This window comes from Thiomonas sp. X19, assembly GCF_900089495.1.
Taxonomy (GTDB): Bacteria; Pseudomonadota; Gammaproteobacteria; order Burkholderiales; family Burkholderiaceae_C; genus Thiomonas_A.
Genome location: NZ_LT605203.1, coordinates 2,105,121 through 2,129,564, shown reverse-complemented (window position 1 = coordinate 2,129,564; position 24,444 = coordinate 2,105,121). Strand labels below are relative to the sequence as shown.

Sequence of the window (24,444 nt, the reverse complement as noted above, 5' to 3'; positions counted from 1 at the left end):
CCGGACAATCCGGTGTTGTCACACGCCAGCTGGTCTGCCCACCATGAAACGCCGCCAATTTCTTCAAACCCTGCCGCCAAGCCCGCTGCTCGACCGTCTGCTGGCACGCGCCGCAGGGGCGGGGCTGCTGGGCATGGGGCTGAGCGCGACGGCAAACCCCGCGACCCTGACGGCTGATCCTGCACATCCGGCTGGTGCCCCCGCCGTGGCCTTCTACTACGGCGGCCGGATTCCGTTGGACGACCTGCGCGCCTTCGACTGGGCCGTGCTGGAGCCCGCGAACGCACTGGCGCAAGACCCCGAGGTGGTGCGCACCTTGGCGCCCCAGACCCTGGCCATCGCCTATGTGTCAGTGGGCGAAGTGCAGCCCAACCGTCCGTATTACGCCGACATCCCGAAAGCCTGGCTGCCCGCCAACAACCCCGACTGGGGCTCGCGGGTGATCGACCAGACCGCCGCAGGCTGGCCGCAATTCCTGCAGCAGCGCATCGTGCAACCCTTGTGGCAGGCAGGCTTTCGCGCGTTTTTCCTCGACACGCTGGACTCCTACCAACTGCTGGCGACGACCGACGCCGAGCGCCAGCAACAAGCCGCCGCGTTGCGCGCCACGCTGCAGGGTTTGCTGGCGGCGTTTCCCGGCATGCGTTTGCTGCCCAATCGCGGCTTCGAGCTGATGGACGCAAGCCTCGCCGGCGCCACGCTGGCGGTTGCGGCCGAGTCGCTCTATCGCGGCTGGAACGCGAGCAGCAAGCGCCATGTCGACGTGCCGCCGCAAGACCGCCAGTGGCTGCTCGACCGCTTCGCCGAGCTGCGCGCCCGCTACAAGCTGCCGGGAATCGCCATCGACTACGTGGCCGCCGACCAGCGCGAGCTGGCACGGCAGACGGCGCAGCAGATCGCCGCCGCCGGCCTCATCCCCTGGGTGGCCGACCCGGCGCTGCACAGCCTGGGCGTGGGCACGGTGGAATTGCAGCCGCGCCGCGTGCTGCTGCTGCATTCCAGCGCGCAGGGCGACAGCCCCGATCTGCTCAACCAGAGCGCCCACCTCTATGGCGCCATGCCGCTGGAAGACCTCGGGCTGGTGCCGGAATACCGCTACATGGGGGCGCCCACCATCACCGAGCCCTTGGCCGGGCGTTACGCCGGCGTGGTGCTGTGGTCCGACCGCAGCGATGTGCCCGACGCCGCGCGCGACCTGCTGCGCCGGGCCAGGGACGAGGGCGTGCCGGTGGCCATCCTCGGCCAGACCGATGTCTCGGTGCTGGCGCTGTTCGGTCTGCGGCCGGGGCAGGGCAACCTGCCGGGGCCGCTCCGCTTGCAGCGCCAGCCCGGCACGCCGAACGGCGAAATCATCCCGCTGCTGGCGGCGGGGGACACCATGCGGCTCGACGCGGGCGCCGGCAGCCAGGTGTGGCTGCGCGCCAGCGGCAGCGACGGCCAGAGCATGGACGGCGCTGCCATCACCCCCTGGGGCGGCTACGCGCTGGGCAGCTTCGGCGTCTTCAACCTGCCGGGCGACAGCGGCACGCGCTGGTCGATCGAGCCGTTCGCGTTTTTCCGCGCCGCGCTGCGCGTGGGCGGCGCCCCCATGCCCGACATCACCACCCGCACCGGGAGGCGGGCGTTTTTCGTGCATTTCGATGGCGACGGCTTCGTCAACGCCTGCGAACGGCCCGGCTCGCCGCTGGCCTGCGAAGTGCTGGTCACCGAGTTCCTGGACAAGTACCGCACGCCCACGCTGGCCTCGGTCATCATTGCCGAGATCAGCCATGAAGGCCTGTATCCGGCCACCGCCAGCCAGGCGCAGCTCTGGGCGCGGCGCATGTTCGCGCTGCCGCATGTGGAGGTGGGCAGCCACACCTGGAGCCACCCGTTCGACTGGGTGCTGGCGAGCGCAGAGCACAGCCTCGGCCAGACCAGCAAGGCACTTCCTTACGGCAACTACCTGCCGGTGCCGAACTACACGTTCAGCACCGAGACCGAGGTCGTCGGCGCGCGCGAGTTCATCCAGACCAAGCTGTGCCCGCCGGGCAAGCCCTGCAATATGCTGCTCTGGCCCGGCGACTGCAACCCGCCGAACAAGGCCGTGGCGCTCAGCTATGCGGTGGGCATGCACAACATCAACGGCGGCGGCGCCACCATCACGCGCAGCAAGCCCACCCTCTCCGCAGTCTGGCCCATGGGCATCCCCAAGGGGCGCGACTTTCAGGTGTACGCCGCGCTGTCCAACGAGGAAAGCTACACCCACAACTGGACCGGCCCCTACTTCGGCTTCGAGCGCGCCATCGAGACCTACCAGATGACCGACAGCCCGCGACGGCTCAAGGCGCTGGACGTGTATTTCCATCCCTACATCGTCACCAAACAGGCCGGCGCCGTGAGCCTGCACAAGGTGCTGGACTGGGCCACGCGCCAGCCCAGCCATCCCATCTTCGGCCTGCAGTATGCGCAAAGCGTGCTGGCCTGGCGCCGTGCCACGGTGGCACGCACGCTGGGCGGCGCCTGGCGCCTGCGCGCCGAACCTAGCCTGCGCCAATGGCGCCAGCCCGAGAGCGCCCCGGCGCCCGATCTGCGCGTCAGTACCAACCTTGCCGGTCACACCAGCCATGCCGGCATGCGTTACCTGCATGCCAGCGCCGACCAGGTCGTGCTGGGCGCGGCGGCGGCCTCGGCCGCCTCGGCCGCGCCGCAGCCAGGGTTGCCCGCGCTGCCCTATCTCATCGACGCCAACGCCGACATCAGCCGCTTCGAGCCGCTGCCCGGCGGCGGCTGGCTGCTGCAACTCGCCGGCCATGTGCCGCTGCAGGCCAGCCTCGCGCTGCCGCCCGGCTGGCGCCTCATGGTCGAGCCCGGCACCCAGATGCAGCGCGACGCCGGGCAGGTCCGTGTCAGCAGCACCAAACCGGGCGCCACGCTGCGCCTGCTGCCTCAGGCCTGATGCCACGCAAGCCCCGTCCGCATCGGCAGCTCTCGGTCGCGCCCGATGACCCCGGGCGCAGCCGGCTGTTTCCACGCGGCACCCTGCTGGGCCTGGCGCTGATGGGTGCCGCCACCCTGACGCTGATGTGGCCCGGGCGCGAACTGCTGCAACTGCTGCGCAGCACGCAGGACACCGGGCTGGCCATCGACTACCTGCAGCATCTGCTGCGCCTGCAGGGCCACGATGCCGACCTGCGCCTGCTGCTGGCACAGCGCTACATCAGCATCGGCAAACCGCAGCAGGCCCTCGCCGCGCTCGAGCCCCTCGGCGCCGAACCGAAGGCCGACGCGCTGCGGCTGCTGATCTGGAAACGCATCTGGTTCGATGCCCGCGCCCGGCACGACACCGCGCTGGCGCAGCAGGCGCGCAGCGCGCTGGCCGGCTTGCTCGGCCGCGCCACGCCCGCCAACTTCAACGATTGGCGCTCCACCCTGCTGTTGCTGCAGGGGCTGGACGAACCCGCCACCGTACGGCGGCTGGCGCCGCTGGCCTTGCGCTTCACCCCGCTGCCGCCGAGCGCCGCGCAAGATGCCGCACGGCTGTTGCTGGGGCTGGGCGAATACCGGCTGGCGGCGCAAGTGCTGTTCGCCTCGTTGCCGGCAGCGCCAGCCCAGGCCCAGCAACGCGTCCTGCTGCAGCAGGCGGCGCAGGTGCTGCTGGCCGCTGGCGATGCCAAGCTGGCTTATGCCGAAGTTGCGGCGCAGGCCCGCAAGCTGCCGCCCGACCCGGCCCTGGCCTGGAGCCTGGTGCAACTGGCGCTGGCCGCCGACCACGCGCGTGCCGCGCTGCACTGGCTGGGCCAGGCCGTTGATCTGCGCGCCAGCCCTGCCCAACTCGGCCATGCCCTGAGCCCGGCTCAAGCCGAACTGGCCTGGCGCCTGCTGCTGGCCGACGGCGACTTGCCCGGCGCACTGCATCTGGCCAACGCCGTGCTCGCCGGCACCGGCGCCACGCCAGCGGCACAAGCGCCCGGCCGGCGCCGCGTCTGGGAAGAGCGGCGCGCCCAGGTGCTGGAATGGAGCGGCCAGCCCGACGCCACCATGCAGCAATGGATGGCCCTGCTGCGTCAGCGCATCACCGCCGAGGCGCTGAGCAATGTGCGCCGCCTGGCCGGCATGCTGTCCTCGTCCAGCGGCCAGATCGCCTACTGGGAAGCCCGCGCCCGCCAGGGTGGCATGCGGGCCAATGACTGGCTGCAATACGCCCAGGCGCTGGAAAACCAGGGGTATCCCCAGCAGGCGGCGGCGGTGCTGCGGCTGGCGGCACCGGCGCACCCGCAACTGTTCGGTGCGCTGGCCTGGCTGCTCGGCAACCTGGGGGAGACCCAGGCGTCGCTGGCGGCCTATGCCCAGGGACTGAAGCTCAAGGCGCTGGACTTGCGCGCCAGCATCGACGACGCGCTGGCGCTGTTGCAAACCGGCGCGTTCGAGACGGCCCGCAGCGTGCTGGAGCAATCCCAGCAGGCGTTGGGGCCGGACGATCTGCGCGCCACTCGGCAGGGGCTGCTGGCCGACCTCGACTGGGATCTCGGCCAATCCGCCCCGGCGCTGGCTGCCTACGCCACGCTGTGGGACACACCGGCGCTGCGCCGTCACATGAAGCCCTACCAGGTGGAGCGCTTCATCGTCCTCACCCAGCGTCTGCATGGCCCGGCCGCGGCGCTGGCGCTGTTGCCCCAGGCCTGGCAGACCGCGCCGCACAAGGAGCTGGCCTTGCAATGGCTGCAGGCGCTGGTCAAGCTGCCCAGCCTGAGCGGTTTGCAGCGCTGGCAGCGCACCGTGATGCAAGGCGAGGTGGGCGCGGCGCTGCGGCAAGACGCGCGGGTGTATGCGGCGCGCGCGCAGGTCTGGCAGGCGCTGGGCCGGCGTGACGAGGCGCTGGCCGATTCGCGCACCGCCGTGCGCCTGGCACCGAACAACCGCGACGACCAGATCACCCTGCTCTGGATGCTGCTCGACATGAACCGGCGCAGCGAACTCCGCCGCGCTTTCGAGCGTTACGCGCCCCAGCTTCGCGGCAGGACCGACGGCCAGGAGGTGCTGGCCGCCGCCGCCCAGGCGCTGGGCGATTTGCCGCTGGCGCTGCAGCTCAATGCCCAGTTCTACCCGCGCAAGCGGCACGACCCGCTGTGGCTGATGAATGCCGCCGACCTGCTCAGCCGGGCCGGCGACGACGCCCGCGCCCGCGTGGTCTATGACCAGGCCTGGCAGTTGCTGCGCCAGCCGCCGCCGCAGTCGGCGGCTGGCAAGCCGGGAACGGCCATATCGCTCGATCATTTGCTGGCCGCATTGCGCCTGTCCCCGGGCCGCACTTCGGTGCAGCGGCAGCAACAACTCATCGCCATGTTGCGGGCCCGGCTGCGGCCCGGCAGGACTGGCGCGGCGCCCGCGTCGGCGCAGCAAGGGCAGCGCCAGGAACTGCAGCACGAACGGCAGGCGGATGCCGCCATCGCCGACTGGCTGCTGCGACTCGACACCACGGCCCCGGCGCGCTGGTGGCTGGCGCGCGCCGTGCTCAGCCCGGCGGACCGGCAATCGGTGGCGCTGCAAATCGCGCTGCAAGAGGGCGACCGCGAGCAGGTGCGCCGCCTGCTCGACCAGGGCGCCGGCGAGCGGCTCGATGCGATCGACCGCGCCGAGGCGCTGCGCGCTGCCGGCCACCCGATGCAAGCCCTGGCGCAGGCCGACCAGGCCTTGGAGCAGGCCGCGGCGCAAGGCCGCGCCAGCGCCGCGCTGCAGGCGCTGGCGCAACAGAACGCGCAACGACACCTCGACCTGGCGGATCGCAGCACCGTGCGCTACGCCAGCCAGCAGACCGATGCCGTGCAGCGCGATGGGCCGATCCTGCAGCAAAGCCTCACCCTGACCCCGCGCCTGAAGCTGCAACTCGGCGTGAGCAGGCAGCACCTGTCCAGCCGCGATGCCAGCATCATCACCGGCCTGCCCGGCCAGTGGCGCGATGCCCAGGCCGGCCTGCAATGGCACGACGGTGCGCTGCATCTGGGCGCCAGCCTCGGCCATAACAGCGCGCTGGGAAGCATCACGCCGCTGCAACTCGACGCCGCCTTTCCACTGCCCGGCGGGGTGCAGGCGCAGGCCCAGTTGCAACGCCACGCCGTGGCCGATGAAACCGGCGCGCTGCTGGTGGCCGGGCGGCGCAATCGCCTGCAGATCAGCCTGAGCAAGAACGTCGGCCGCTTCTGGGCCAGCGTCAGCCAGAGCGTGGCGGAGTATTCCACCCGCCAGGGCGACAGCCTCGGCTCGGGTCGCAGCCTGCAGGCGCAGGCCGGTGTGTGGCTGCGCCAGGGCGAGCCCGATCTGGCCTTGAAGCTGCTGGGCTACAGCAACCAGTTCAGCGCCACGGGCGCGCCGCAGCCGTCTTACGCCGGCATCGACCCGAGCGGGCTGCCGCCCGCGGCCGGCTTTTTCGTTCCCGCCGGCGACGACGCCGTGGGCGTGGGTTTCGCCTTCAACCAACTCGTGGCAGACCGCTACAGTGCGCACTGGCTGCCCTTCGGCGAGTTGGACTTGCTGCGTTCGCGCCGGCTCGGCAACACCACCGGCGTCGACCTCGGGCTGCAGGGCCCGGTGTTCGGCGGCGACCAGCTCTCCGTGCACTATCAACGCCAACAAAACACCACGGGGCTGGTGCGGCAATGGAGTTTGCAATACCGCATCTGGTTCGGCCCCTGATCGCAACCCGCCCCCCGTCCACCGCACCCCGACATGACCCGCACCGACATACGCGCCCACCGCCCATTTCATCAGGAGTCCGCCATGCACGCCACCCGCTTCTGGATCGCCGCCAGCCTCAGCCTCTTGTTGGCCGCCTGCGCCACCACGTCCACGCCCACCCAGTCCTTGCGGCTGGCGGCGCAGGACAAGCTGGCCGTGCTGCCCTTCGTCAACGCCACCGAAACGCCGCAGGTGCAGGAGCGGGCGCAGGCCATCACGGTGGCGCTGCTGCGGCAAAAGGGACTGACGCACGTGCTGGTCTACCCCCAGGCGCCGAGCGACAACCCGCTGGAAGCGCAGCCCGCCGCCTCCAGCACCCAGACGCTGGACTGGGCCCGCAACGAGGGGGCGCGCTACGCGCTGTCGGGCACCGTCACCGAATGGCGCTACAAGACCGGGGTGGACAGTGAGCCTGCGGTGGGGCTGACCCTGCAGATCAGCGACGTGAACAACGGCCAGGTGGTGTGGTCCGCCGCGGGCGCGCGCTCGGGCTGGGGTTACCAGGCGCTGGCCGCGGTGGGTCAGGCGCAGATTGCTGCGCTGCTGGGCGGGCTGCAGGTGCAGGCCACGGCCACGCCCAAGCTGCCCGCCAGTGCGTCCGGCAATCGGTCCGCGGCACCAGGCGCCGAACCCCCTGCCTCCCCGGCGGCGGCACGCCCCTGATGCGGGCTTGAGCCGATCCTGACCCGCGCCCGCGCCGCGCCCGATTCCCGTCGCCCATGAGCCGCATCGCCCGCCTGCGTGCCCGCATCACGCGCCGGCTGCAACCGCAGCGCACATCCCCCTGGTTGGGGCTGGTGCGGGCGCTGCGCATCTGGCGGCCCAATGCACAGGCCGATCGGCTCATCGCCGCGCTGGAGAGCGCAGCCCTGCCGGCACTGGCGCTTTACCTGAGCTGGCGCATCAACCCGCAAGACCCCTTGGGTTTGCATGCCGGCTTCCCCTGGATCTGGTTCGGGCCCTGGCTCGCCGCGGTGCGCTACGGCGCGGGCTACGGCCTGTTCGGGGTGGCGCTGTATGGCGGCATGTGGGCCCAGTTCCTCAGCCCCGACCTGGCGATCTTCCCAGGGGAGTTTTTTCTCGGTGGCGCCCTGGTCAGCCTCATCCTCGGCGAGTTCGGCTCGGCCTACAAGGTGCAATCCGTGCGCCACCGTGAAATCCAGCGGAACCTGACGGCACGGCTGGAGCGCACCAAGCGCCGGTTGTTCGTCGTGAAGGAGTCGCTCGCCACGCTGGAGCAGGAGCTCACCGATCGACCCATGACCCTGCGCGACGCCCTGCTCGACCTGCGGCGCCGCCTGGTGCAGGCGCGCAGCGCGCCGGCGAGCGGCAGTCGCGCCGTTGCCGCCCTGCCCGACCCGGGCGCCCTGCTGCAACTGCTGAGCCAGGCCTGCCGCCTGATCGAGGCCGGCATCTTCGTGCGCCGCAGCGGCGATGCCCACTGGACGCCGGTGGCGCGCCTGGGCAAGAACCTGCCCAGGCTGGACACGATGCATCCCCTGATCGAGCATGTGCTGGAAACCCACGAAATCGCCCACATCGCCCAGGCTGGGCTGGCCGATCCGAACTACAACCAATGGGTGTTCGCGGCGCCGCTGCGGCTGGACCTGTTCGAGGAGGTGGACGCGCTGCTGGCGGTGCACACCATGCCCTTCATGGCTTTCGACGACATCAATCTGCGCCGCCTGCAGGTGCTGGCCGCGTCCTACGCCGACTTCACCCAGTTGGAACTGCTGGTGGAGGATGTGCGCGCGGTGTGGCCGGCATCGCCCATCGGCATGCAGCAGGAATGGGCGCATCTGGCGGCGCTGCACAAGGCCTCGGGCCTGCGCAGCTATTGCGCCCTGTGGATGGGGCAGGCGCGGCTGAGCGAAAGCGTGCTGGACGAATTCTCCGGCCTGCAGCCGCCGGAAAGCAGCTGGTGGCGGCTGCAAACGGCCAAAGGCCATCTGGTTCTGGCGGTGCTGCTGCCCATCATCAGCGGCGCCAGCCTGACCACCTATCGACGCCAGATGATCGATGCGCTGGAGCAAATTCTTGCGCGCTTCGACCAGCCCAGCCAGACCCTGGGGGTGGACTTCTACCCGGTGCGCCACGCCGCCGACTACGCCGCCTTGCACCAGCGCATGCAGCTGCTCTGAGAGGGTGTGAACAAATCCACCATGCCCGCTCATCCCGCCCAAACGGCCCCACTCGGCGTTGCCAATGCGCGCCGTGCCGTCAGGCACGGCTGTGCTTGGCGCCTTGATTGGAACCGTTTGGGCGCCCTGCTCGGCCACGCCGGATTCATTCACACCCTCTGAGCCCACCCGAACACCATGAATCTGCTCCAGTTCTACAAGCTGATCGCCCTCTCGCTGTCGATGGAGTCGGCCGCGCTGTGGCTGCTGGGCTCACATGGAAATGCCGCCTTTCTCGGGTTCTGGCTGCTGCATGCCGGGGCCTCGGCGGCGGCCAGCTGGCTGGTCTGGCGGACCTTGCCCGCGAGCCTGCGCCGGCCGCGGATGCTGTCGCTGCTGCTGGTGTTCGTGCTGGCGCTGTTGTTCCCGCTGGTGGGCGTGGTGGGCTTGCTGCTGGCGTCGCGCCTGGCGATGCTGCGCCCGCGCCGGGTGCGCAACGAGGACGCGGTGCGCGAGGCGCCGCAACTCGAGATCTACGGCATTGACCCGCAATTGGACAAAGTCATCGACGTCCTGCCGGTCGGGCAAATTGCACGGATCGCAGCGAATGGCAAGGCACCAACGCAACAGCGCATTCGTGCCGTGCTGGCGATGCGCGACATGCCGGCGCGGCTGGCCCTGCCGCTGCTGCGCAGCCTGCTGGGAGATGGGGACGAGGAAATCCGCCTGTTGGCTTATGGCATCGCCAGCAATTGGGAGCAGCGCCTCACCGCCGACTTGCAGGAAGCGCAGAGAGATCTCGACGCGCTGCAAGCAAGGGGCGCCAGCGGCAACACCTTGGCGCATGCCGCTCGGCGCGTCGCCGAGTTGCAGATGGAATTCATCTACCAGGGTCTTGCCCAGGGTGACTTGCGCAAATTTGCTTTGGACCAAGCCTGGTACTACACCAATCTGGCCTTGAAAGCGCAGCCTGACGACCCGACTCTGCTGATGCTGCGGCTACGGCTGAGCATGGCTAGGGATGACCTGGAGAATGCCCAGAACACGCTGCTGCTGCTCGATGAAAACTCCAGCCCTTCGGTATGGGTGCCTTATGCGGCCGAACTGGCCTGGAAGCATCGCAACTACACCGCGGTCGGTGCCATCCTGGGGCAACTTCGAAACATCCAGGTCGCTCCGCGCCTGCGCTCTATCGTCCGCCTGTGGTCTCCGATGGAAGAAAAGGCATGACCAAGGAAGCAGGACAACCCGCAATCGACGTCATGCTGCTGCTCGAAGGCACCTACCCCTATGTCTCGGGCGGGGTGTCGAGCTGGGTGCACCAGATCATCAACGGCTTTCCCGAGCTGCGCTTTCACCTGTGCTTTCTCGGCTCGCGCCGGGAGGACTATGGCGAGGCGCGCTACAAGCTGCCATCCAATGTGGTGGGCTTGACCGAGCATTACCTGTTCAGCGAGGAAGTCCTGCCCAAACCACGCGGCAGCCAGGGAGACCGGGCCACGGCCGAGCTGGTGCGCAAGCTGCACGCGCAGTTGCGCGAACCGGGAGACGGTGCCGACGCTGGCCGCGACGCGCGCGCGCAGGTGCTGGAGCAAAGCCTGCTGGCGATGGAGGGCCGGCTCGATCTGCAGTATTTCCTGCATTCCAAGCAGTCCTGGAGCTACCTGACCGAGCAGTACCTGGAGCGCTGCACCGATCCGTCCTTCGTCGATTATTTCTGGACCGTGCGCACCATGCACACGCCCATCTGGACCCTGGCGGCGCTGGCCCGCACCCTGCCCGCGGCGCGCAGCTATCACACCATCTCCACCGGCTATGCGGGTTATCTGGGCGCGGTGCTGGCACGGATCACCGGCCGGCCGCTCATCCTCTCGGAGCACGGCATCTACACCAAGGAGCGGCGCATCGACCTGTTCTCGGCGCAGTGGATCAGCGACAACATGCCGGTGCTGGAACGCAATGCCGGCGAAGCGGGCTATTTCCGCGCGCTGTGGATCCGGCTGTTCGAGTCGCTCGGTCGCATGTGCTACGACGCCGCCGATCCGGTGATTGCGCTGTACGAGGCCAACCGCCTGCGCCAGCTGGCCGATGGCGCGGAGCCGGCCACCACCTGCCTGGTGGCCAACGGCATCAATGTGCCGCCGCTCGCCGCCAGCCGCAGCCAGCGCGCGGCACAACCGCCGGCGGTGATGTGCCTGATCGGCCGCGTCGTGCCCATCAAGGATGTGAAAACCTTCATCCGCGCCGTACGCGTGGCGAGCGGCCGCATGCCCGGCCTGGAGGGCTGGATCGCCGGCCCGGAGGATGAGCACCCCGACTATGCGCGCGAGTGCCGCGAGCTGGCCGACAGCCTGGAACTGGGCGATCGGCTCCGATTCCTCGGTTTCCAGAAGCTGGTCGAGCTGCTGCCCAAAGTGGGGGTGGTGGTGCTGTCGTCCATCAGCGAGGCGCTGCCGCTGGTGCTGCTCGAAGGCTATGCCGCCGGCGTGCCCGCCGTGACTACCGACGTCGGCTCGTGCAGGCAGCTCATCGACGGCCTGGGCCCGGAAGACGAGGCCCTGGGGAGTGCCGGCGCCGTGGTCGGCATCGCCGATGCCCAGGCCCTGGGCGAGGCCTGCACCGCGTTGCTGTCCGACCCGGCCGCCTATGCCCGGGCCCAGGCCGCGGCCATTGCCCGGGTCGAGCGCTATTACACCCAGCCCATCATGTTCGCCAAGTACCGCGCGGTGTACGAGGACGCGCTGGCGCGCAGCGACCGTGCCGCCGGCACAGCTCCGCCCGCACGCGGCACTGTTGCCACCGCACTGCGCGAAGGCCGCATCCCGCAAGCGGCAAAGGCCGCCAAGGCGGATGACATCCCGCATGCCGGGATCGCAGCGGACCGCCCCCCGCTGGCCAACCCCGACACCACCAGCCCCGGCATTGGCAGCAATGCGCAGGGCGCGGGGAGCGGCTGATGGCCGGCATCGGCTTCGAGTTGCGCAAGCTGTTGCGCAGCCAGTCCTACATCGGCCTGCTGCGCGCCTACAGCTATGCCTCCATCATCAGTTCCGGGCCGTGGGTGTTCTCCATTCTCGGGCTCATCGTCACCGGCCTGCTCTCGCTGGGCGTGGTGCTGCCCAACGACCGCATCATCCAGTTCCAGGTGACCGTCACCTATCTCATCATGAGTTCGCTGGTGCTCTCCGGCGGCCTGCAACTCGGCTTCACCCGCTGGGTGGCCGACGCCCTGTACGCCAAGCGCCGGGAAGAGGTCGCCCCGGCCTTTCTCGGCGTGCTGCTGATCAGCACGGCCGTGGCCGGGACACTGGGCTGGATGGCCGCGCTGTTCCTGTTTCCGCGCGAAAGCAATTTGTACCGCGTGCTGCTTGCCGGCGGCTTGCCGCTGTTGTGCGACATCTGGATCGTCACGGTGTTTCTCTCCGGGCTCAAGCAATACCGCGCGATCCTCGCCTTGTATGCAGGTGGCTACGGGCTCTCGGTGCTGCAGTCCTACCTGTTGCGGGGCTGGGGGCTGGAAGGCCTGCTGGCGGGTTTTCTCGGCGGCCAGTTCCTCATGTGGACGGCCATGATGTGGCTGGTGCTGCGCAACTTTCCGCCCACCCGCCCGATCACGCTCGACTGCTTCAAGCGCGGCTCCATGTTCCCCTCGCTGCTGGCCGGCGGCACGCTCTACAACCTGGGCGTGTGGGCCGACAAGCTGGTGTTCTGGTACACGCCCCAAACCTCCAACGTGGTCATCGGCCCGCTGCGCGCCTCCACGATCTACGACCTGCCGGTGTTCCTCGCCTACCTGTGCGTGATTCCGGGCATGGGCGTGTTCCTGGTGAAGTTCGAAACCGATTTCGTCGAGTGGTACGACAAGTTCTACACCGCGGTGCGCGCCGGCGGTGCGCTGCAGGACATCGTTCGCTTCCACGACCGCATGCAGGACACCGTGCGCGAGGGCATCTACCAGATCATCAAAGTGCAGGCCATCACCCTGCTGGCGCTCTACACCTTCGTCGGGCCGCTGTTCCACGCCATAGGCATCAGCGATCTGTACATCCCGCTGTTCCTGGTGCAGGCGGTGGCCGCCAGCTTCCAGGTCTTGCTGCTGGCCGTGCTGAACGTGTTCTTCTACCTCGACCGCCGTCGCGAGGTGGTGTTCATCACCGCGCTGCTGACCGCGCTCAACCTCGTCTTCAGCCGCGTGTCCATCACGCTGGGCGCCGAGTGGTTCGGCTACGGCTTCGCCGTGGCCCTGCTCATCACCCTGATCACCGGCCTGGTGCTGGTGCAGCGCCTGTTCCGCCGACTGGAATATCAGACCTTCATGCTGCAAGGCTCATGAACCGGTTGCAGCCGTTCGATCCAGGCGTTGCCGTGGGCGTCTCGGCCGCGTGGCGCCGGACGCAGCCCTCGTTACACTGAACCCGTCATTTTTCGCCCCGCCATGGCTCCATCATCCGCCCGGCTCCCTAGGCCAGCCCCTGCCCTTCCATCCCGCCGTCTGGCGCTGCTCGCCGGCTGCGGCCTGCTGGGCGGCGCCTGGCTCCAGGGCCGGGCGCATGCTCAAGCCGCCCCCGGCTCGAGCGCCGGCGGCAGCTCGCCAGCCTTGAACTATGCCGACGCGCCGCGCGCTGCTGCGCTGGCCGCGCAATTGGCGCAGCAGACCGGGCTGGATGCGTCGTGGATCGCCAGCCAGCTCGACCAGGCGCAGTTCCAGCCCGCGGTGGCGCGGCTCATCATTCCGGGGCGGCCGGAGCAGAAGAACTGGCGGGTGTACCGCAGCCGTTTCGTCGAGCCCATGCGCATTGGCGCGGGATCTGACTTCGTGCAGGAATTCGACGTCTGGCTGCGCAAGGCCGAGAGCCGCTTCGGCGTGCCGCGCAGCGTCATCGTCGGCATTCTCGGGGTGGAGACGATCTACGGCCGCAATATGGGTGGCTTTCGCGTGCTCGACGCCCTGGCGACGCTGGCGCTGGACTTCCCGGCCGCCGCGCCCAAAGACCGCAGCAGCTACTTTGCCAGCCAGCTCGGCGACTACTTCCTGTGGTGCCGCGGCAGCGGCTTCGACGCGACGCAGGTGAAGGGCTCGTACGCCGGCGCCATCGGCATGCCGCAGTTCATGCCGGGCAACATCTTGCGCTATGCGCTGAACTTCGAGGGCGGCAGCAAGGTGGACATCATCAACAGCGCGGCCGACGCCATCGGCAGCGTCGGCAACTACCTGGCAGGCCATGGCTGGACGGCGGGGCAGCCCACCCATTTTCAGTTGCTGGTGCCCAGCAGCATCGCCCCGGACACGCTCGCTAAACTGCTGGCACCCGACATCGCGCCGAGCTTCAGTGCGCAGGACTTGCAAGATGCCGGCCTGCCGCTGCTGCCGCAGGTGCTGGCCTATGCGGGCAAGCTGGCGGTGGTGCAACTGCCCAACGCCGGCGCCAAGCCCGACTACATTCTCGGCACGGACAATTTCTACGCCGTGACCCGCTATAACCATTCGGCCTTCTACGCCTTGGCCGTGATCGAACTGGGGAATGCAGCCATGGCCGCCGCGCAGGGCTGAGCAGCAATGGAGCAAGCATGAACCTTGCGCGGCACTCTCCCCCAGGATGAAACGGATGAACCTTGCAGCACTCCTCAAACCCCTCGCCGCCGTTTTGTTGACAAGCATCACCCTGTCAGGCTGCGGCGTGTTGGCCGCGCCCTGCCGCGTGGCGTCCGCCGGCATCAAGATGGTGCCCGTCGTCGGCCATGCGGCCGCCGCTCCCACCGACCTTTGCGCGGCGGTCATCGACCCCTGAAGGCTGCAGCCGCGCTGCAACGGACTTGCGCCCGGGTTCAAACCGCCGGCACCGCGCGGGGCCGCGCACGCAAGGCGACATGGATGCCGGCGAAGATCAGCGCCGCGCCGATCAGGTGGTAGAGCGCGATGCCTTCGTGCAGAAACAGATAGGACAGCACGGCGGCGAACACCGGCGCCAGGTTGCCGAAATAGGCCGGAATCTGCGCCCCGGTGCGGGCCACTGCCGTGCCCCAGCAGACATAAGCCAGCAGCGAGGCCAACAGGGCCGCATAGCCGATGGCCAGCACCACCGGCGTTCCCCAGTGGGTGCTTTCCCCCAGGCCCCAATGCTCGAACGCGGCGAACGGCGCGATGAACAGGCTGCCCCAGGCCATTTGCACGGTGAGCGAGGCAAAGGGGGTCAGCCCCAGCGGGCGGCGGCGTAACTCCCAGGTGTAGAAACCCCAGAGGAACACGGCCAGCAACATGATGAGGTCGCCCGTGGCCAGGTGCAACCGCAGCAGATGGTCGATCTGGCCCTTGGTCACCACGACAACCACCCCGGCCACCGACAGCGCCGCGCCCCACCACGATGCGGGACCGATCGCTTCGCGGTAGAACACCGCGCCGGTCAGCAGGATGAACACGGGTGCCGCCGAGGTGATGAGCGAGACGTTCAGCGGGGTGGTCGTGTGCAGCGCCACATACTGCAGCGAGTTGTAGCAGGCCACGCCGAGAAACCCCATGCGGGCGAGCGGCTTCCAGTGCTGCAGCAGCAGCGCACGCTGGCGCCACAAACCGGGGCCGGTGAACAGCAACGCCACCAGCAAGGCGAGGAACCAGCGGTCAAAGCTCAGCGCCAGCGGCGGAATCTGCCCCACCATGAGGCGCCCGACCACGGCGTTCCCAGCCCAGAGCAAGGGCGGCAGGATGAGCAGGAGCAGCGTGTTGAAATCAAGTTTGACATGTGGGCGCATCACGCCATTATTCCAAGCCGAAGCGATACGCGCAGCCAACGATGAAACCCGGGCTGCGAGCAGGGGCTGTCATCAGTCGGTCGCCTGCCCTCCCGCGCCAAGACCGGCTGCCATGGCCTGGGCGGGCGGGGCCGTGTCGCTGAGCCGTTGCGGCGCGGATGCTTGCGGCCATGGCAGCTGCCAGTAGTGCGGCCACTTTGCGCGCCACGATTCAAGCTCGGCCGGACGCTCGTCGCGCCACACCAAGGCGCCGGCTCGATCGGTGCGTTGCACCGGCAGGCCGAGGTCGGCGTAGCGTTGCAGCACGTCCGCATGCGGATGGCCGTAGCTGTTCATGAACCCCGCTTGCACGGCAACCAGGCGCGGCGCCACGGCCTGCAGAAATTCGGCGCTGGACGAGGTTTTGCTGCCGTGATGCGCTGCCAGCAGCAAGTCGACGCCGAGCGCGTCCGCTGCCGGCCCGGCGGCCAGGGCTCGCTCCTGTGCGCGTTCGATGTCGCCCGTGAGCAGCAGGCTGCCATGCCTGCTGGCCACGCGCAGCACGCACGAATGCGCGTTGGTGCGCTGCGCTGGCGCGGGGTCGGCGGCGGCCGGATGCAGCAGTTGGAAGTCGACGCCGTCCCAAGCCCAGCGCATGCCGGCGACGCAGGGCTGGGCACTGGCGTAACCCATGGCCAGCACGCGCTCGGCCGCGACCGAGCTGACGGCGGCCGTACCGGGATAGGCGCGTGCGATCGACGCCGCGCCGCCGATGTGGTCGCTGTCGGCATGGCTGAGCACGACGCGGTCGAGCCGCCGCTCGCCCAGCGTGTGCAGCAGCGGCAACAGCACGCGCTCGCCCGCATCGCTCTGCAGGCCGAGCGTCGGCCCGGTGTCGAACAGCAGGGTGTGGCGCGCGGTGCGCACGATGATGCCCATGCCCTGCCCGACATCGGCGATCCAGGCTTCGACATGGCCCTCGGCCGGGCGTTGTCCCGGGTTCAGCAGCAAGGGGATGATGAGCGCAAGCCCTGGCGCACGCAGGCGCCAGGGCCAGGGCAGCACCAAGGCCAGCACGCCGAGGGCGGCAAGCACCAGCGCCGGCCATTCCGGCGCAGCCGCATGCCACTGCGCCTGCGGCCAGCTCGCCAACTCGGCCAGCACGCGGGCCAAGCCGGCTTGCACCCAGGCTGCCGCCTGCCACACCCAGGCATCCAGGGGAGCAGGCAGGAGCAAGCCCAACACGGCAAGCGGCGCCACCCAAAGCGTGACCACAGGAATGGCGACGGCATTGGCCAGCGGCGACAGGATGGCGATCTGCTGGAAGAACAGCAGGGTGAGCGGCGCCAGCGCCAGGGTCACGGCCCATTGCGAACGGCCCGCGGCGCGCAGTCGCGACCAAGCCCCATGCGCCAGCGTGCGCAGGCGCGACGGCACGGGGGCGGCCATCGCTGGGGCCGGCATGGCGGGCTCCGACGGGCCCGCAGCCTCCAGGCGCGGCTTGGCCGGGTCGGCCAGGAACAAGATGCCCACGGCGCAGAACGACAGCCAGAAACCGGCCTGCATCAGCGCCCAAGGGTCCCACAACAACACGGCAAGCAGCGCCCAGGACAGGGTCTGCCGCCAGCTGATGCGCAGGCCGGACATGCGCAGCGACAGCCCGACCGCCAGCATCAGCAAGGTACGTTGGGCCGGCACACCGAAACCCGCCAGCAGGCAGTAGGCGGTGGCCGCCAGCAGGCCGAACACCCCGGCCACCGTGGGCGTGGGCAGCCACAGCGGCCCCGGGTGGCGCAGATGGGCCGTGCGGCGCCAGACGAAGCCGGCCAGCCATGCCGCCAGCCATGCCAGCATGGTGATGTGCAGGCCCGAAATGCTCATGAGATGGGCGACCCCGGTGATGCGGTAGATGGTCCATTCGCGCGACGCAATGGCCGCCTGGTCCCCCAGCGCCAGGGCGGCGATGGTGCCTGCCTGCGGATTGCCCGCGAGCGCCGCATCGATGCGTGCGCGCAAGCGGTCGCGCAGCGATTGCAAGGCGAGGTCGGCGCCGTCGTGCAAATGGCCGAGTGCCTTGGGGGGCTCGAAACGCCGCGCCTGGCTGACCGTGGCCGTGGCGCCTATGCCCTGCTCGAACAACCACAGCTCGGCATCGAAGCCCGCCGGGTTGGCCGCGCCATGCACCGGCTTCAAGCGCAGCGGCAGGCGCCAGACTTCGCCGGGATGGACCTGGGGAGCCTGGTCCGCCCCTTGGCCGCTCCCCGGGCTGGTTTGCGCCGGGGCGTCGGCAGGACCAGGCCGCTGGCGTGGCGCATGCCAGGAGACCATGACGCGCGAGGGCATGCCGGCGGCCGCATGCAGCGGTCTGAAGACAAAACGGGTGCCATTGGCACGGCGCACCGGCAAGCTTTGCACCACGCCCTCGACCAAGACCACCTGGCCCCACAAGGGCTGCGCCAGGCGGTCGGCCAGTACCCCGGTGGCGCGCCAGCCTGTGGTGCCATAACCCAGGGCTGCGGCCGAGGCGAACATCAGGACCGTTTGAAACCAGCGCCAGACATTGTTCTGGCGCGATTCGGAAACGGCGCTCAGTGGGTCCATGTGAGCCGGCTGAGCCATCTGCCCGTTGTTGCGAAGCCGCGCCGCCAGCAAGCCAGATAACGCCAGGATGGCGGCGCCTGCCAAAGCGCCATAGAAGTCTTCAGGCCAGAGCCGGGGCTGCTGCATTTGCAGCCAGCAGCCGAACAGAAGACCGAAGGCAAGGATGGGCATGGGGAGCGAAACGTGAACGTCCGCTCATTGTTGCATTTTGTTTCACCTGGGGACGCGAGCCCAGGTCGGGGCGGCAAGGATGGACGCAGCGCCATGCGCCGCGTCTTACCCGACGGTCGGATCGACTCGGCTCGGGTTCAGATCTGACCGTCGAGACGCTGCCAAGGCAGTTCCCAGGCGCCGGACAAGAGCTTGTCCAGCCAGAAGGCGCCGATCACGGTCTTCACGTCGGTGATGCTGCCTTCGCGGACCCAGCCCAGCACGTCGGCGGCCGAGGCTTCGAACACGTCGAGGAATTCATGCGCGTCGAGTTGTTGGCGGCCGGGGGTGAGGCCGCGCGCAAAAGCCAGGTGGATGGCTTCGTCGGAATAGGAAATGGCGTTGTTGATGATGCCGATGTAGGCCCACTCAGCGGCGCTGTAGCCTGTTTCCTCGCGCAGCTCGCGCCGGGCGCAGGCTTGCCAGCTTTCGCCGGCATCGAGCTTGCCAGCGGGAAATTCGATCATCACCCGGCGCATGGGCGTGCGCCATTGCCGCTCCATCAGCACACTGCCGTTGTCCAGCAGCGGTATGACCATCACCGCGCCCGAGTGCTTGATGTACTCGCGTGTGGCGAGCGCACCGTCGGGAAGTCTGACGGTGTCGCGCTGGACGTGGAGAAAATGGCCATCGAACACCGGCTCGGTCGCGACCGGGGTTTCCTGCAGGTCGGGATGCTCGGCTTGGCTCATGGCGGGCTTGCGAGGCTCGCGGATTCAGTCTTCGATGCGACGCGAGAGGTAGCGCAGCACATAGCCGGGAAAGGCCAGCACCAGGAACATGGAGGCCGAGACGGCGTAGAACTCCCATTTCTGCGGGTAGATCTGGCCCAACCGCGATTCCAGCGCCAGCGAGACACCGCCAACGATGAAATACATCACGATGACTTCAGCCAAGCGCACGAACCAGCCTTTCGGCTTCTTCAGCGGGAATACGAGAAAAAAGCGATTGGAGAAAAACGGCAGGTTGGCGCCGATGAGGGCGAGCACCAGGACCAGCCAGACGGCGGAGGATTGCATGATGATGAGAATTCCGAAAGGATGCCCGGCTCAATGCAGGGTGTTGGCGATGGCTTGATAACACAGGGTCATCAGGCCACCGGGCAGGATGCCGAGCCCCAGCACGGCCAGGCCGTTCAGGGACATGAGGACCCAGGCCACGGGCGACGCCTGAACGCGGTGCTCGCGTGTGGGTTGGTCGAAATACATGGTCTTGACCATGCGCAGGTAGTAGTAGGCACCGACCACCGAAAGCACCACGGCCAGCACCACCAACCAGACACGGCCGGTGGCGAGCAGCACGGAGAGCACTTCGAACTTGGCGTAGAACCCGGCGAAGGGCGGCAGACCGGCGAGTGAGAACATGAGGAAGGTCATGATGCCGGCAAGCCAGGGATTGGATTTGCCGAGGCCGGCGAAGTCGCGGATGTCTTCGGCTTCGAAGCCCTGGTGAGCCATGAACATGATGACACCGAAGGTGCCGAGCGTGGTGAGGACATAGATGACGAGGTAGAACATGGCCGCGCTGTAGGCGACCGAGGCGGAAATGCCGTTGCCGTTGATCATGCCCGAGAGCAGGCCCAGCAGCATGAAACCGATTTGCGCGATGGTGGAGTAGGCCAGCATGCGCTTGAGGTTGGTCTGCGCAATGGCGGCGAAGTTCCCGACGACGATGGACAGCACCGCCAACACCACCAGCATTTGCTGCCAGTCCATCGCCAGCGGGAACAAACCCTCCACCAGCAGCCGGATGGTCATGGCGAAAGCCGCAAGCTTGGGCGCGCCCCCCACCAGCAGGACCACCGCGGTGGGGGCTCCCTGGTAGACATCGGGTATCCACATGTGGAACGGCGCGGCGCCGAGCTTGAAGGCCAGACCGGAGACGATGAAGACGACGCCCATGACCAGCGCGGCGCGGCTGAGCGGCTCCAGCGCAATGGTCTTGAAGACCACGGCCAGGTCGAGCGAGCCGGTGGCGCCATAGATCATGCTCATGCCATAGAGCAGGAAGCCGGAGGCCAGCGCGCCAAGCACGAAATACTTCATCGCCGCCTCGGTGGCCAGGGCCGAGTCGCGCCGCAAGGCCACCAGGGCATACAGCGACAAGGACAGCAGTTCGAGGCCGAGGTAGATGACCAGCAGGTTGTTGCCGGAGATCATGATGAACTGGCCGAGCAGCGCGAACAGCGAGAGGCTGAACAGTTCGCCGCCCCACATGCCGCGGTCGAGGGCGTAGCGCCGGGCGTAGATCAGGCTCATGCCTGTGGCCACGGTGGTGAACAGCTTGAGCAGCATGGCCATGGGGTCGACGATGACCATGCGCTGCATGGCGAACAGGTCGAGGCCGGAGGCGTAGTAGGCGCCGCTCGTCACCGCCAGAGCCAGCAAGGTGAACAGCGTCAGGCCGTAGGCCAGGCGGTGATCCGCGTCCTTGAAAAACAGGTCGGCCAGCATGATCACGCAGGCCATGACCAGCAGAAAGATCTCGGGATAGATCGCAATCCAGTTCATGGGTGTAGCGCCTTACTGCAGTTTGGAGGCAGCCACATGCTGCAGGAGTTGGGTGACACTGGCTTGCATCGGGTCGGTGAAGAATTTGGGATACAGACCGAACCACAGCACGGCGGCGGCGAGCAGGCCGAGGATGAGGAACTCGCGGGCGCCAATGTCTTTCAAGGCGGCCACATGGTCGTTGGCCACCGGGCCGAAGAACACGCGTTTGACCATCCACAGGGTGTAGCCGGCGGCCAGGACCAGAGTGGACGCGGCCAGCAGGCCGAGCCAGAAATTGCTCTTCACCGCGGCGAGAATGACCATCCACTCGCCGACGAAGCCGCTGGTGCCCGGCAAGCCGGCATTGGCCATGGCGAACAGCACGGCGAAGGCGGCGAAATGCGGCATCTTGCTGGTGACGCCGCCATAGTCAACGATATTGCGGGTGTGCATGCGGTCGTACAGCACGCCGATGCTCATGAACATGGCGCCGGAGACGAAACCATGGGAAATCATCTGCACCAGGCCGCCCTGCACGCCGAGGTCGGAGAAGAGGAAAAAACCCAGGGTGACGAAACCCATGTGCGCGATGGAGGAGTAGGCCACCAGCTTCTTCATGTCGGTCTGCACCATGGCGACGAGGCCGATGTAGATGACGGCGATGATGGACAGGGCGATGATGACCGGTGCGAGTTCATGGCTGGCGTCGGGCACGATGGGCAGCACGAAGCGCACAAAACCATAGGCGCCGAGCTTGAGCATGATGGCCGCCAGCACGATGGAGCCGCCGGTGGGCGCTTCGACGTGGGCATCGGGCAGCCAGGTGTGCAGCGGCCACATGGGAATCTTCACGGCGAAGGCGAAGAAGAAGGCGATGAACAGCAGGATTTGTGCCGTACTCGACAGCGGCACCGTGTACCAGTCGAGGATGTTGAAACTGCCGCCGGACTGGAAGTAGAGGTAGATGAGCGCCACCAGCATGAGCAGCGATCCGAGCAGCGTGTAGAGGAAAAACTTGAACGCCGCATACACCCGGCGCGGGCCCCCCCAGATGCCGATGATGAGGTACATCGGAATCAGCGTTGCTTCAAAGAACACATAGAACAGAATGCCGTCGAGCGCGCAGAACACCCCGACCATCAGCCCTGAGAGGATGAGGAAAGACGCCATGTACAGGCCGACGCGCTCGGTGATGATCTGCCAGCCGGCGATCACCGTGATGAGGGTGATGAAGGCGGTGAGCGGGATGAACCACAGCGAGATGCCGTCGATGCCGAGGTGATAGTGGATGTTGAACGGCTCGATCCAGGGCGCGCGCTCGACAAACTGCATGCTGGCAGAGGCGGTGTCGAAACCGGTGATCAGCGGGATGGTGACGAGCAGGCTGACCAGGGCGCCGACCAGCGCCAGCCAGCGCATGGCTAGGGCGTTGGTGTCGCGTCCGAGCAGCAGGATGAGGATACCGAAGGCGATGGGTGTCCAGATGGACAGGCTCAGCAAGGGGAGCGATTGCATAGGTTTGGAACGTTAGCCGCAGGCCTTGTTGGATTTATCGGATGAACCAACCGGACAGCAGCTTGCCCGGAACGTACAGCCACATGAACACCACCACGCCGCCGATCATGGCCAGGGCGTAGTAATAGATATAGCCGGTTTGCAATTGGCGGATCAGGCCAGCGGCGATGCCGACCACGCGCGCCGTGCCGTTGACCAGCAGGCCGTCGATCAGGCCTGCGTCCGCACCCTTCCACAAACCCTTGCCAAGCAGGCGCGTGCCTGCGGCGATGATGTTCTCGTTGATCCAGTCCATGTAGTACTTGTGGTCCAGCAGGACGTAGACCGGCTTGAACATGCGCTCCACGGCCGCGGGGAAAGCCAGGTTCACCATATAGCCGTAATAAGCCACCGCGACGCCGGCTGCAGCCAGCCACAGCGGCAACGCGGTGAAGGCATGCAAGGCCATCTGCAGGGGGCCGTGGAAATGCTCGGTCAGATCGGTCATGGCCGGGTGCGCTGCTGCATTGACGCTGATGGCGCCGTTGAAAAACCCGCCGAACAGCAGCGGCTGGATCGTGAAGTAGCCGATCACGGCCGATGGAATGGCCAGCAGGATGAGGGGCAAGGTCACCACCCAGGGGGACTCGTGCGGCTCCAGCGGGCCATGGTGATGGTCGTGGCCGTCATCGGCGTGGTCGTCGTGTGCCGGCAAATCGCGGAAGCGCTCCTTGCCGTGGAAGACCAGGAAGTAGAGCCGGAAGCTGTACAGCGCGGTGACGAAGACGCTGGCGGTGACAGCGAACGTGGCGAAACCGGAGCCCGCAAGGTTGCTGGCGCCTACCGCGTCGATGATGCTGTCCTTGGAATAGAAGCCGGAGAAGAACGGCGTGCCAATCAACGCCAAGGTTCCGATCAGGAAGGTGATCCAGGTGATGGGCATGTATTTGCGCAGGCCGCCCATATGGCGGATGTCCTGGTCATGGTGCATGCCGATGATGACCGAACCCGCGGCGAGGAAGAGCAGCGCCTTGAAGAAGGCATGGGTCATGAGGTGGAAGATGGCGACGGAATAGGCCGAGGCGCCCAGCGCCACCGTCATGTAGCCGAGTTGGGACAGTGTGGAATAGGCGATGACACGCTTGATGTCGTTCTGGATGACACCGAGAAAGCCCATGAACAAGGCGGTGATGCTGCCGATGATCATGATGAAGGACAGCGCGGTGTTCGACAGTTCGAACAGCGGCGACATGCGCGCCACCATGAAGATGCCCGCCGTCACCATGGTGGCGGCGTGGATCAGCGCGGAGATGGGCGTCGGGCCCTCCATCGAGTCGGGCAGCCAGACATGCAGCGGAAACTGTGCGCTCTTGCCCATGGCGCCGATGAACAGACTGATGCAGATCACGCTCATCAGCATCCAGTCGGTGCCGGGCAGATGCAAGGCGGTCAGTTCGGGGGCCTTGGCGAAGATGGCGGTGTAATTCAGGCTGCCGGTGTAGGCCAGGGCGAGGCCGATGCCGAGGATGAAGCCGAAGTCGCCGACGCGGTTGACGATGAAGGCCTTCATATTGGCGAACACGGCCGTGGGCTTGGTGTACCAGAAGCCGATCAGCAGATACGACACCAGGCCCACCGCCTCCCAGCCGAAGAAGAGCTGGAGCATGTTGTTGCTCATCACCAGCATCAGCATGCTGAAGGTGAACAGGCTGATGTAGGAGAAGAATCGCTGGTAGCCGGGATCGTCGGCCATGTAGCCGATGGTGTAGATGTGCACGCACATCGAGACGAAGGTGACCACCACCATCATCAGCGCCGAGAGGCTGTCGATCAGGAAGCCGACGTCCATCTTCAGGCCGCCGACCTGCATCCAGGTGTAGACCGTGGCGTTGTAATGCGCCCCGCCCACGACCTGAATCAGCACCCAGACCGACAAGGCGAAGGAGAGGGCGACGCTGGCGGTGGTGACACTGTGGCTGCCGACGCGGCCGATGGCCTTGCCGAACAGGCCGGCGATGATGGCGCTGACCAGCGGCGCCAGCGCGATGACCAGCAGGATGTTGGGATTGATCGTCTCAGCCATGCCT

Annotated in this window: 16 protein-coding genes; 9 read left to right on the top strand and 7 right to left on the bottom strand. The window is 67.6% G+C overall.

The features are described 5' to 3' along the window. Positions 1–43 precede the first annotated feature (43 nt). The 9 genes from THIX_RS10060 to THIX_RS10020 all read left to right on the top strand — a co-directional run bounded on the left by THIX_RS10060 (position 44) and on the right by THIX_RS10020 (position 14,623). Complete coding sequence (locus THIX_RS10060; protein WP_112486142.1) at positions 44–2,938, top strand: bifunctional glycoside hydrolase 114/ polysaccharide deacetylase family protein; 2,895 nt, start codon at positions 44–46, stop codon at positions 2,936–2,938. Then, positions 2,938–6,672, top strand: a complete 3,735-nt coding sequence (locus tag THIX_RS10055) for a tetratricopeptide repeat protein (RefSeq protein WP_112486141.1) — start codon at positions 2,938–2,940, stop codon at positions 6,670–6,672. Before THIX_RS10060 ends, THIX_RS10055 begins: the two co-directional genes overlap by 1 nt. A gap of 33 nt (positions 6,673–6,705) precedes the next feature. Beyond that, positions 6,706–7,377: a penicillin-binding protein activator LpoB gene (locus tag THIX_RS10050; protein ID WP_233224496.1), complete on the top strand. Its 672-nt coding sequence runs from the start codon at positions 6,706–6,708 to the stop codon at positions 7,375–7,377. Between the two features lie 56 nt (positions 7,378–7,433). Then, entirely contained in the window at positions 7,434–8,855 is a 1,422-nt protein-coding gene (locus THIX_RS10045) for a hypothetical protein (protein WP_112486139.1), read from the top strand. 177 nt (positions 8,856–9,032) lie between these two features. Further along, on the top strand, positions 9,033–10,064 hold the full coding sequence (locus THIX_RS10040) for a hypothetical protein (protein ID WP_112486138.1): 1,032 nt from the start codon (positions 9,033–9,035) through the stop codon (positions 10,062–10,064). Then, the gene (gene pelF / locus THIX_RS10035) at positions 10,061–11,791 is read left to right on the top strand and encodes a GT4 family glycosyltransferase PelF (protein ID WP_112486137.1); all 1,731 of its coding nucleotides are present in this window, start codon (positions 10,061–10,063) and stop codon (positions 11,789–11,791) included. The genes THIX_RS10040 and pelF overlap by 4 nt, the downstream gene beginning before the upstream one ends. After that, the gene (gene pelG, locus THIX_RS10030; RefSeq protein ID WP_112486136.1) at positions 11,791–13,167 is read left to right on the top strand and encodes an exopolysaccharide Pel transporter PelG; all 1,377 of its coding nucleotides are present in this window, start codon (positions 11,791–11,793) and stop codon (positions 13,165–13,167) included. The genes pelF and pelG overlap by 1 nt, the downstream gene beginning before the upstream one ends. A gap of 102 nt (positions 13,168–13,269) precedes the next feature. Continuing rightward, the gene (gene mltB, locus THIX_RS10025; RefSeq protein ID WP_112486135.1) at positions 13,270–14,385 is read left to right on the top strand and encodes a lytic murein transglycosylase B; all 1,116 of its coding nucleotides are present in this window, start codon (positions 13,270–13,272) and stop codon (positions 14,383–14,385) included. 55 nt (positions 14,386–14,440) lie between these two features. Further along, positions 14,441–14,623 (top strand): DUF6726 family protein, encoded by a 183-nt coding sequence (locus THIX_RS10020; RefSeq protein ID WP_112486134.1) that lies wholly within the window; start codon positions 14,441–14,443, stop codon positions 14,621–14,623. 37 nt (positions 14,624–14,660) lie between these two features. Here THIX_RS10020 and THIX_RS10015 read toward each other — a convergent pair whose 3' ends face one another. The 7 genes from THIX_RS10015 to nuoL all read right to left on the bottom strand — a co-directional run bounded on the left by THIX_RS10015 (position 14,661) and on the right by nuoL (position 24,440). Next, positions 14,661–15,581: a DMT family transporter gene (locus THIX_RS10015; RefSeq protein WP_112486133.1), complete on the bottom strand. Its 921-nt coding sequence runs from the start codon at positions 15,579–15,581 to the stop codon at positions 14,661–14,663. A 72-nt stretch (positions 15,582–15,653) separates the two neighbouring features. After that, a complete protein-coding gene (locus THIX_RS10010; protein WP_112486132.1) occupies positions 15,654–18,332 on the bottom strand; it encodes a DNA internalization-related competence protein ComEC/Rec2 in 2,679 nt (892 codons plus the stop codon). A 137-nt stretch (positions 18,333–18,469) separates the two neighbouring features. Further along, positions 18,470–19,063 carry an NUDIX domain-containing protein gene (locus THIX_RS10005; protein WP_112486131.1) on the bottom strand — a complete coding sequence of 198 codons (594 nt, stop codon included), beginning with the start codon at positions 19,061–19,063 and terminating at the stop codon, positions 18,470–18,472. A gap of 24 nt (positions 19,064–19,087) precedes the next feature. Next, on the bottom strand, positions 19,088–19,390 hold the full coding sequence (locus tag THIX_RS10000; RefSeq protein WP_112486130.1) for a DUF2818 family protein: 303 nt from the start codon (positions 19,388–19,390) through the stop codon (positions 19,088–19,090). A 30-nt stretch (positions 19,391–19,420) separates the two neighbouring features. After that, positions 19,421–20,881, bottom strand: a complete 1,461-nt coding sequence (nuoN, locus tag THIX_RS09995; protein ID WP_112486129.1) for an NADH-quinone oxidoreductase subunit NuoN — start codon at positions 20,879–20,881, stop codon at positions 19,421–19,423. A 12-nt stretch (positions 20,882–20,893) separates the two neighbouring features. Beyond that, positions 20,894–22,378 carry an NADH-quinone oxidoreductase subunit M gene (locus tag THIX_RS09990; RefSeq protein WP_112486128.1) on the bottom strand — a complete coding sequence of 495 codons (1,485 nt, stop codon included), beginning with the start codon at positions 22,376–22,378 and terminating at the stop codon, positions 20,894–20,896. Positions 22,379–22,412: 34 nt separating this feature from the next. Further along, positions 22,413–24,440: an NADH-quinone oxidoreductase subunit L gene (gene nuoL / locus THIX_RS09985; protein WP_112486127.1), complete on the bottom strand. Its 2,028-nt coding sequence runs from the start codon at positions 24,438–24,440 to the stop codon at positions 22,413–22,415. Positions 24,441–24,444 lie beyond the last annotated feature (4 nt).

Bases quoted from the DNA above. Each gene is read 5' to 3' on its own strand.
- THIX_RS10060 (WP_112486142.1), top strand. From the start codon at position 44: ATGAAACGCCGCCAATTTCTTCAAACCCTGCCGCCAAGCCCGCTGCTC.
- THIX_RS10055 (WP_112486141.1), top strand. From the start codon at position 2,938: ATGCCACGCAAGCCCCGTCCGCATCGGCAGCTCTCGGTCGCGCCCGAT.
- THIX_RS10050 (WP_233224496.1), top strand. From the start codon at position 6,706: ATGACCCGCACCGACATACGCGCCCACCGCCCATTTCATCAGGAGTCC.
- THIX_RS10045 (WP_112486139.1), top strand. From the start codon at position 7,434: ATGAGCCGCATCGCCCGCCTGCGTGCCCGCATCACGCGCCGGCTGCAA.
- THIX_RS10040 (WP_112486138.1), top strand. From the start codon at position 9,033: ATGAATCTGCTCCAGTTCTACAAGCTGATCGCCCTCTCGCTGTCGATG.
- pelF (WP_112486137.1), top strand. From the start codon at position 10,061: ATGACCAAGGAAGCAGGACAACCCGCAATCGACGTCATGCTGCTGCTC.
- pelG (WP_112486136.1), top strand. From the start codon at position 11,791: ATGGCCGGCATCGGCTTCGAGTTGCGCAAGCTGTTGCGCAGCCAGTCC.
- mltB (WP_112486135.1), top strand. From the start codon at position 13,270: ATGGCTCCATCATCCGCCCGGCTCCCTAGGCCAGCCCCTGCCCTTCCA.
- THIX_RS10020 (WP_112486134.1), top strand. From the start codon at position 14,441: ATGAACCTTGCAGCACTCCTCAAACCCCTCGCCGCCGTTTTGTTGACA.
- THIX_RS10015 (WP_112486133.1), bottom strand. From the start codon at position 15,581: ATGCGCCCACATGTCAAACTTGATTTCAACACGCTGCTCCTGCTCATC.
- THIX_RS10010 (WP_112486132.1), bottom strand. From the start codon at position 18,332: ATGCCCATCCTTGCCTTCGGTCTTCTGTTCGGCTGCTGGCTGCAAATG.
- THIX_RS10005 (WP_112486131.1), bottom strand. From the start codon at position 19,063: ATGAGCCAAGCCGAGCATCCCGACCTGCAGGAAACCCCGGTCGCGACC.
- THIX_RS10000 (WP_112486130.1), bottom strand. From the start codon at position 19,390: ATGCAATCCTCCGCCGTCTGGCTGGTCCTGGTGCTCGCCCTCATCGGC.
- nuoN (WP_112486129.1), bottom strand. From the start codon at position 20,881: ATGAACTGGATTGCGATCTATCCCGAGATCTTTCTGCTGGTCATGGCC.
- THIX_RS09990 (WP_112486128.1), bottom strand. From the start codon at position 22,378: ATGCAATCGCTCCCCTTGCTGAGCCTGTCCATCTGGACACCCATCGCC.
- nuoL (WP_112486127.1), bottom strand. From the start codon at position 24,440: ATGGCTGAGACGATCAATCCCAACATCCTGCTGGTCATCGCGCTGGCG.